This window comes from uncultured Oscillibacter sp. (assembly GCF_910584465.1).
Taxonomy (GTDB): domain Bacteria; phylum Bacillota; class Clostridia; order Oscillospirales; family Oscillospiraceae; genus Oscillibacter.
Genome location: NZ_CAJUBK010000085.1, coordinates 1 through 7306 on the forward strand (window position 1 = coordinate 1; position 7306 = coordinate 7306).

The 7306-nt window shown below is 66.9% G+C and carries 11 protein-coding genes; 4 read left to right on the top strand and 7 right to left on the bottom strand.

Features of this window, described 5'->3' with window-relative positions; genetic code table 11:
* From QZ332_RS12465 to QZ332_RS12475, 3 genes are all read right to left on the bottom strand, one after another.
* Nucleotides 1-700: Clp protease N-terminal domain-containing protein (locus QZ332_RS12465; protein WP_295765976.1), on the bottom strand; the 700-nt coding region annotated here is incomplete at its 3' end.
* A gap of 37 nt (nucleotides 701-737) precedes the next feature.
* Complete coding sequence (locus QZ332_RS12470; protein ID WP_295765979.1) at nucleotides 738-1205, bottom strand: UvrB/UvrC motif-containing protein; 468 nt, start codon at nucleotides 1203-1205, stop codon at nucleotides 738-740.
* Between the two features lie 73 nt (nucleotides 1206-1278).
* The gene (locus tag QZ332_RS12475) at nucleotides 1279-1731 is read right to left on the bottom strand and encodes a CtsR family transcriptional regulator (protein ID WP_295765982.1); all 453 of its coding nucleotides are present in this window, start codon (nucleotides 1729-1731) and stop codon (nucleotides 1279-1281) included.
* A gap of 254 nt (nucleotides 1732-1985) precedes the next feature.
* On the opposite strand from QZ332_RS12475, the gene QZ332_RS12480 reads away from it, so the two are divergent.
* Nucleotides 1986-2159 carry a DUF362 domain-containing protein gene (locus QZ332_RS12480; RefSeq protein ID WP_293280867.1) on the top strand — a complete coding sequence of 58 codons (174 nt, stop codon included), beginning with the start codon at nucleotides 1986-1988 and terminating at the stop codon, nucleotides 2157-2159.
* A gap of 47 nt (nucleotides 2160-2206) precedes the next feature.
* On the opposite strand, the gene QZ332_RS12485 is transcribed toward QZ332_RS12480, so the two are convergent.
* The 4 genes from QZ332_RS12485 to mutY are packed head-to-tail and all read right to left on the bottom strand — an operon-like array spanning nucleotide 2207 to nucleotide 5224.
* Nucleotides 2207-3079: a 4Fe-4S cluster-binding domain-containing protein gene (locus tag QZ332_RS12485; protein WP_295765984.1), complete on the bottom strand. Its 873-nt coding sequence runs from the start codon at nucleotides 3077-3079 to the stop codon at nucleotides 2207-2209.
* Nucleotides 3076-3663, bottom strand: a complete 588-nt coding sequence (locus tag QZ332_RS12490; protein WP_295765986.1) for a thymidine kinase — start codon at nucleotides 3661-3663, stop codon at nucleotides 3076-3078. Before QZ332_RS12490 ends, QZ332_RS12485 begins: the two co-directional genes overlap by 4 nt.
* A 31-nt stretch (nucleotides 3664-3694) precedes the next feature.
* Nucleotides 3695-4156, bottom strand: a complete 462-nt coding sequence (locus QZ332_RS12495; protein ID WP_295765989.1) for a PF20097 family protein — start codon at nucleotides 4154-4156, stop codon at nucleotides 3695-3697.
* A 9-nt stretch (nucleotides 4157-4165) separates the two neighbouring features.
* Nucleotides 4166-5224, bottom strand: coding sequence for an A/G-specific adenine glycosylase (mutY, locus tag QZ332_RS12500; RefSeq protein ID WP_295765992.1), 1059 nt, complete (start codon nucleotides 5222-5224; stop codon nucleotides 4166-4168).
* 124 nt (nucleotides 5225-5348) lie between these two features.
* Between mutY and QZ332_RS12505 the strand changes: the two genes are divergently transcribed.
* Genes QZ332_RS12505 through QZ332_RS12515 form a run of 3 tightly spaced genes read left to right on the top strand, consistent with a single transcriptional unit; the run spans nucleotide 5349 to nucleotide 7104 of the window.
* The gene (locus tag QZ332_RS12505) at nucleotides 5349-5684 is read left to right on the top strand and encodes a PadR family transcriptional regulator (protein ID WP_295765995.1); all 336 of its coding nucleotides are present in this window, start codon (nucleotides 5349-5351) and stop codon (nucleotides 5682-5684) included.
* Nucleotides 5681-6430, top strand: coding sequence for a hypothetical protein (locus QZ332_RS12510; protein WP_295765998.1), 750 nt, complete (start codon nucleotides 5681-5683; stop codon nucleotides 6428-6430). The genes QZ332_RS12505 and QZ332_RS12510 overlap by 4 nt, the downstream gene beginning before the upstream one ends.
* A complete protein-coding gene (locus tag QZ332_RS12515; RefSeq protein WP_295766000.1) occupies nucleotides 6427-7104 on the top strand; it encodes a hypothetical protein in 678 nt (225 codons plus the stop codon). Before QZ332_RS12510 ends, QZ332_RS12515 begins: the two co-directional genes overlap by 4 nt.
* Nucleotides 7105-7306: the final 202 nt, after the last annotated feature.

Consider the following 7306-nt stretch of genomic DNA (forward strand, 5'->3'; position numbering starts at 1 on the left):
TCTTCCGGGCCAGGCCCTCGGCGATGGCGGTCTTGCCCACGCCGGGCTCGCCGATCAGGCAGGGGTTGTTCTTCGTCCGGCGGGAGAGGATCTGGATGACCCGCTGGATCTCGCTGTCCCGGCCCACCACGGGGTCCAGCTTGCCGTTCCGGGCGTCGGCGGTCAGGTCGCGGGTGAACTCCCGGAGGGTCTTGCTCCCGCCGGAGGCGTTCTTCCCGCCCTCCTCCCGGGCGGAGGGGGAGACGGAGGGACGGCCCTGGGGCCGCTGGTCCAGCTTCTGCATCAGGGCGGCGTAGAGGGGCCGGGCGTCCACCCCCGCCGTGCGGAGGATGCGGACGGCCATGTTGTTCCCCTCCCGCAGGAGGCCCGCCAGCAGGTGCTCGGTGCCCACGAGGGCGCTGCCGCCGCGGACGGCGTCCTCCACGGCAATCTCCACCACGCGGCGGGCCCGGGGGGTCAGACCCTGGGCGGGGTTGCTGCCGGGGAGGCCCGCGCCCACGCTGCGCTTGATGATCTGGACGACCATGTCGTCGGTGAGCCCGGCCTCCAGGAGGACGTCATGGGCCGCGCCCTGGTCCTCCCGGATGAGGCCCAGCAGCAGGTGCTCGGTGCCCACATAGCCGTGGCCCAGTTCGCCCGCGGCCTCCTGGCTCAGGCGGAGGGCCTCCTCGGCCCCGGGGCTGAATTTTTTCTCGTTCATGTGTATGACACTTCCTTTCGTGAAGTACGGTCCTTGGTCACTGTCCCATGCTGCGGATCTGGTCCCGGAGCTCCGCCGCCCGCTCGAAGTTTTCTTCCTGGACGGCCCGCTGCATCTCCATCCGCAGGGCGTTGATCTGGCGGGCCTTGGAGATCTCCTCCTGTTCCTCCTGCTTCAGCAGGGTGTCCTGGGACTTCTGCGGGGCCTCCTGTTCCTTCCCGGCCGGGGCGCCCAGGGCGGGCATGTCGGCGAAGAAGTCGTCGAAGGGGTCCTCCAGCATCCGGCCCATGCGGCCCAGCAGGGAGGGGTAGGGGGTGAAGAAGTCCTCGAACAGCCCGCCGCCGAAGATGCCGCGCATCATGCGCTGACTGTGTGCGGCCAGCTTCTGGGTGTAGCCCAGCTTCTCGGCGCAGTCGGCGCACAGGTGCTTCTCGGTGACGCGGCCGTTGACGTTGCTCTGGTAAACGAAGGTGACTTCATTCTTGCCACAATTCTCGCATTTCATAATAGAATCCTCCTATATATCACGAATGTTTTTGGTTGACGGATCGAAGGGGCTGTCGTATCTTATGCCCGGGCTAGACTTGCAAGATCAGGACGTTCTTCAGGATGTCCGCCCGGACGCGGTCCCGGAGGTCCCGCGGCACAGCGCCCAGGGCTTTGTCCCCCACGGCGGCCAGCAGGGTCCGGCACAGGTCCTCCTCCAGGGCCCCGGCCCCGGCCAGGTTGCCGAGGATGGCCCGCGCGGAGGGCAGGTCCACCTGGGTGCCCAGGGAGTTGATGACGTGCATCAGCAGCGTCTCCCGGTCCACCTGGACGCGGGTGATGCGGATATAGCCGTTGCCGCCCCGGCGGCTCTCCACGATGTAGCCCCGTTCAGGGGAGAACCGGGTGGACATGACGTAGTTGATCTGGCTGGGCACGCAGTTGAACCGCTGCGCCAGGTCGCTGCGCTGGACCTCCAGCACGCCGTCGCCCGTCTCGTCCAGGCATTCTTGCAGGAAGCTGGCGATCAGATCGGAAATACCCATGCGGGACACCTCGCTCTTTTGAGATTCACACCGGATTTGACTTTGACTATCTTTGATGTTCCGGATGATGTTAGTATACCACGCTCCACGCAGATGTCAAGAGAAAAGTTTTGACTTTCTTTGACGTTTGTGAAAACAAATCGTGAACGGCCGGCGCGCATCCAAAAATTTTCCTGTTAGCCCTTTCACAAACCCCTTGCTTTTTTTGGAGAGTATGCTACAATGGGGATACAATTCTAATGGAGGTGCTACCCATGGCCTATAAGATCACTTCTGCCTGCGTGAGCTGCGGCGCTTGCTCTGACGCTTGCCCCGCCGGTGCCATCAGCCAGGGCGATGATTCTTACGTCATCGACGCCGCTGCCTGCCTGGACTGCGGTTCCTGCAGCGACACCTGCCCCAACGGCGCCATCGTCCCCGAGGAGTAAAAAGGGATACATAAAAGCCCTGTGAGCCTGGCTCACAGGGCTTTTTGTCATATCCCGGAGAGGTCGAAGTCCGGCGTATACGCTTCCTGGGCGGAGGTCCGCTCCTGGGTGTAGCCATGGGTGACGCCGCAGTTCTCCATATACTCCACCGCCGCCCGGTACTCCGCCTGCGTCACACGGCGGGCCAGGAGGCCGGAGGCCCCCGGCTGGGGGGTGTACTGGCTCATGAGGGAGAACAGCACGTCGCCGGGGCGGAAGGTCCCCGCCACCCAGTCGATGACGCGGCGGGCGTCCTCCAGCCCCCCGGGCAGGAGGAGGTGGCGGATCAGCACGCCGGACTTGAGGAGGCCGCCCTCCAGACGGCAGGGGCCGGTCTGGCGGAACATCTCCAAAATGGCGGGGACGGCATGGTCGAAGTAGTCCGGGGCGGCGGACCAGCGCCCGGCCGGGCCCGGCAGGGCGTATTTCAGGTCGGGGAGGTAGACCTGGACCTTCCCCTCCAGGAGGCGGAGGGTCTCGGCCTTCTCATAGCCGCCGCAGTTCCACACCACGGGGACGGGCCAGGGCTCCTCGCCCAGGGCTTCCAGCACCGCCGGGGCGAAATGGGTGGGGGTCACCAGGTCCAGGCAGGCCGCGCCTTGGGCGATGAGCTCCCGGAAGATCTGACGGAGGCGGGGGACCGTGACCGGCTCCCCCACGCCGCCCTGGGAGATGGGCTTGTTTTGGCAGTAGACACAGCGGAGGGCGCAGCCGGAGAAGAAGACGGCCCCGGCCCCGTGCTCGCCGGTGAGGCAGGGCTCCTCCCACCGGTGGAGCATGGCCCGGGCCACGACCGGCCGGCTCGGCATCCCGCAGACGCCGCCGGAGCGCTCCGGCGTCCGCTCCGCCCGGCAGTCGCGGGGGCAGAGACGGCAGATCATAGGGCCCCCACGTCGAAGTCCGGGCCCAGGTTGCCCTCCATCCAGTGGCGGCGGCAGAGGCCGATGTATTTGTCGTTGGCCCCCAGGACCACCTGCTCGCCCTCCTTCAGGACGTTGCCGTCCTCGTCGAAGCGGGCGTTGAAGGTGGCCTTCTTGCCGCACCAGCAGATGGTCTTGACCTCCTCGATCTTGTCTGCCATGATGAGGAGGGCGCAGCTGCCGGGGAACAGGTCCCCCTTGAAGTCCGCGCGCAGGCCGTAGCACATGACGGGGATGTCCAGGTCGTCCACGATGTGGACCAGGTGCATGACCTCCTCCTTCGAGAGGAACTGGGCCTCGTCCACGATGATGCAGGCGTTCTGCTGGAGCTCCATGATGGACATCTGCCGCATCTCGTCGAAGTAGACGCAGGGGTATTTCAAACCGATGCGGGAGTAGACCATATGGTCCCCGTCCCGGGCGTCCAGCCGGGGCTTGACCATCAGGGCCTTCTGCCCCCGCTCCTCGTAGTTGAAGCGGGCCATCAGGGCGTTGGCGGATTTGCTGGAGCCCATGGCTCCGTACTTGAAGTATAGTTGTGCCATAAATATACAAAGAGCGATCGTTTTCGACGGTTTATCCCTCGCTCGTTCCCTCCTCTTGTGTAGTTTCCGCGGCCTCGTCTTCCTGGGGCCCAGGGTAGTCGTAGACCCGCTCTGACGCGGGGATGTCGAAGACCATCTTCCCGCACTCCCGGCAGAGCCAGGTAGTCTTATAATGGCCCCAGCTACTCTCGTCCAGCACGTCAACGGCGTCCCCGGTCAGGCCCCGGAAAGGTTCAAACTTATAGATGCCCGCGTACCAGTGGACACCGTCCCGCCCGCCGGTCAGAAAGCCCTGCTCCATCTCCTTCCCGCACCAGGGGCACTTCTCCGGGGGAAGCCGCTTGGCCTCCTCCCGTTCCTTTGCCCTGGCCTTGCGGTCCTCGTTCCACTGCTTCAGGCTGTCAAGGAGATCTGCTTGCGGCTCCTTGGCCTCCGGGCGGCGCTTCTCTGGTCTCCGGTCCCAGGGGTCGTCGCTTTGCTTCCAAAATGCCATAGGTCCCTCCTATCCGCCCAGCTCCCGGCGGGCCTCCTCCGCGTACCGGGCGAAGGCCGAGGGGATGGCGCGGTCGTCCAATGTGTCCACCCAGACGAAGCCCTCCGGCCCTTCGCCGGAGACCTCCAGTGTGTAGCCGGTCATGTGCCACTCCACGTGGCTGAAGACGTGCTTCGCCGTCCGGCGGTCCTTCCAGGCTTTCGGCGTCAGGCCCCAGGCGGCGGCGGCCTCCCCGGCGGCGCGCTCGTCCAGGGCGCCCTCCACATTGGGGAACTCCCACAGCCCTGCCAGCAGGCCGGAGGCCGGGCGCTTCCGCAGGGCGATCCGCCCCTCCCGGAGGAGGAGGAAGACCGTCTTCTCCTCCGTCCGCCGGGCCTTCTTCGAGGCCTTGACGGGGAGGCCCTCCGCCGTGCCCCGGATGCGGCCCAGACAGAGGTCCCGCACGGGGCAGGAGGGGCACTTCGGCGGTCCGTTGGGGACGCAGACCGTGGCGCCCAGCTCCATGAGGGCCTGGTTGAAGACGCGGACGTCCGGCTCCGCCTCCGGGAAGACCGCCTGGACCTGGGCGCGGACGGCCCTCTTCGTCTGGGGGAGGGCGATGTCGTCGCGGAGGTCCGTCAGGCGGGCGACGACCCGGAGGACGTTCCCGTCCACCGCCGCCTCCCGCCGGGCGAAGGAGGCCGAGGCGATGGCGGCGGCGGTGTACTCCCCGACGCCGGGCAGGGCCAGGAGGCCGTCATAGGTGTCGGGGAAGCCGCCCCGCTCCGCGACCAGCTTGGCGGCTTTTTGGAGGTTCCGGGCGCGGCTGTAGTAGCCCAGGCCCTCCCAGAGCTTCATGAGCCGGTCCTCCGGCGCGGAGGCCAGGGCCCCGACGGTGGGGAACGCCGCCAGGAAGCGGGCGTAATAGCCCAGCACCGCTGCCACGCGGGTCTGCTGGAGCATGATCTCTGAGACCCAGACCCGGTAGGGGTCCTGGGTCTTCCGCCAGGGCAGGTCCCTGGCGTTCTCCCGATACCACCGGAGGAGCGGCGGGGGGAGGGGGGCAAGCGTCGGATCGTTTCGTCTCATGGGGAGATTATAGCACGATCGCGGGGAAATGGACAGCCCAATTTCCTGGGATCTTTTTGCTTGACATACCTAGTATCGCTATGTATAATGAGCATAGGAACTCTAGGTATGACGGATGGAGGTCATGATGAAGAAGCAAGCCATCGAGCACACGAAGCTGCTGGTCCTCTCCCTGCTGGCGGGGGAGGATATGTACGGGTATCAGATGATCGTCGAGCTGGCCCGGCGGTCCGACCACACCTTCGACATGAAAGAGGGGACGCTGTACCCGGTCCTCCACGGGCTGGAGCAGGCGGGGCTGGTGGAAGCCTACCGCCAGGAGGCCCCCACAGGGCGGGAGCGGAAGTACTACCACCTCACCCGCAAGGGCCAGGGGGCCCTCCGGGAGGAGGAGCAGGCGTGGCGGCGCTATTCCGGAGCGGTGGATGACGTCCTCCGGGGCGGAGCGGATCTGGCATGACCCGGCGGGACTTCACGGACCGGGCGCTCCTCCCCCTGACGCGGCTGACCTGGGAGGAGCGGGAGGCCGTCCGGCAGGAGCTGGAGGAGCACGTCGAGGACCGGATGGAGATCCTGCTGGAGATGGGCTGGGCGGAGGAGCTGGCGGAGGCGCGGTGCCTGGAGGCCATGGGGGACCCGGCGGAGATCGGCCGGGAGCTGGCGAAGCAGTACCGGAGCCGGGACCGGGGGTGGGTGTGGCTGGGCCGGGCGGCGGTGGCGCTGACAGCGGTGCTGTGCGTCCAGGCGCTGCCGTCGCTGGGGGCGCTGAGCTCCGCCTGGGACAGCCTGACGGTCCGGAGCATCCGCGTCCCGGCGTGGTGGGGCTTCGAGCTGGACACGGTGGAGGCCCAGGGGCCTGCGGACATCCGGGTGCGCGTGGGGAACGACGTCTTGCGGGTGGCCTGCGTCAGCGTGGGCCGGGAGGACGGAGGCGGCGGTCGGTCGGCCGGAGTGCTGCTGCTCAGCTATGACCGCATCCCCGGCGGGGTGGTGGCCTCCAGCGTGCTGGACAGCACGGTCCTGGAAAACCAGAGGGGCGGACGGGCCCCGGACCGGGACGCTGCCTGGGGACACGTCCGGGTGAGGGGGGCCGTCAAATATGTGGACGTGGAGCCGGAGGACGCCTATGTGACCCTGGTCCATGAGTGGCTGGGGGAGACGATCCGGGTCCAGGTCCCCCTGCCGGAGGGGGAGGAGGAGCCATGAGGAAGAGGATCCTGTCCGCCCGGAAGGGGAAGGCCCTCCGGCGGATCTTGACCGCGGCGGCGGCCCTGCTGCTGGCGAACCACTTCCTGATGGTCGGCTTCCTGTTCCCCTTCCAGGCCCTGCGCCGCTGTGAGGAGCAGACGGGTTCCGGACGGACCGCCGTGGTCTGCCGGGACTGGGCCAGGGAGGTCAGATGGGACCGCTTCATGTATCTGACGGGGAACGAGGAGGCGGTGCTGTTCAGCGAGATCTCCCTGGGCCCCCTGGGCTGGAGCCCGGGCGTGGGCCAGGTCCTGGACTGCACCAAGGGACTGCCGCTGTACGCGGGCTGGCGGACCACGTCGGAAGCCCGCGGGGAACGGGGGGCGTCCATCCTGTATATCTTCGGCAGAGTGGACGATCCGGACATCGCCCGGCTGGAGGTCCAGGCGCAGTATGAGGAGTGGAAGACCGTGGGAGGCGCGAGGCATACCGCGCTGACATGGGACAGCGGACGGGAGGACTGGATGGAGCGGGACGGGAAGTGGTACTTCCTGTTCCGGACCTACCCGCCCTTCGATTGGTCGAGCTTCGGCTCCAGTGTGTACCCCCTGATCATTGGCTATGACGAGGCGGGGGAGGAGATCGCCCGCCTGGACGTGGAGGAGCATTGGACGGAGGGACGCGGATATTGAAGCGCCGGGAACGGCCGGGGACAGGGGGCCGGGAGGCATCGCCTCCCGGCCCCAGAGCATCGAAAAAGGAGTGGGAGCCTCATCGGCGGGAAGGAGGAGCGTCACGAGAGGGACCCGGGAGGGGTCCCTCTCGTTTTCGATAAAGAAGTTTCCAGGACTTAAAAAAGTCCTGAAAACTTGCCCCGCCTGTCGAAAAGGATCT

Bases quoted from the DNA above. Each gene is read 5' to 3' on its own strand.
- QZ332_RS12505 (WP_295765995.1), top strand. From the start codon at position 5,349: ATGATGAAGAAGCAAGCCATCGAGCACACGAAGCTGCTGGTCCTCTCC.
- QZ332_RS12475 (WP_295765982.1), bottom strand. From the start codon at position 1,731: ATGGGTATTTCCGATCTGATCGCCAGCTTCCTGCAAGAATGCCTGGAC.
- QZ332_RS12515 (WP_295766000.1), top strand. From the start codon at position 6,427: ATGAGGAAGAGGATCCTGTCCGCCCGGAAGGGGAAGGCCCTCCGGCGG.
- QZ332_RS12510 (WP_295765998.1), top strand. From the start codon at position 5,681: ATGACCCGGCGGGACTTCACGGACCGGGCGCTCCTCCCCCTGACGCGG.
- QZ332_RS12470 (WP_295765979.1), bottom strand. From the start codon at position 1,205: ATGAAATGCGAGAATTGTGGCAAGAATGAAGTCACCTTCGTTTACCAG.
- QZ332_RS12490 (WP_295765986.1), bottom strand. From the start codon at position 3,663: ATGGCACAACTATACTTCAAGTACGGAGCCATGGGCTCCAGCAAATCC.
- mutY (WP_295765992.1), bottom strand. From the start codon at position 5,224: ATGAGACGAAACGATCCGACGCTTGCCCCCCTCCCCCCGCCGCTCCTC.
- QZ332_RS12495 (WP_295765989.1), bottom strand. From the start codon at position 4,156: ATGGCATTTTGGAAGCAAAGCGACGACCCCTGGGACCGGAGACCAGAG.
- QZ332_RS12480 (WP_293280867.1), top strand. From the start codon at position 1,986: ATGGCCTATAAGATCACTTCTGCCTGCGTGAGCTGCGGCGCTTGCTCT.
- QZ332_RS12485 (WP_295765984.1), bottom strand. From the start codon at position 3,079: ATGATCTGCCGTCTCTGCCCCCGCGACTGCCGGGCGGAGCGGACGCCG.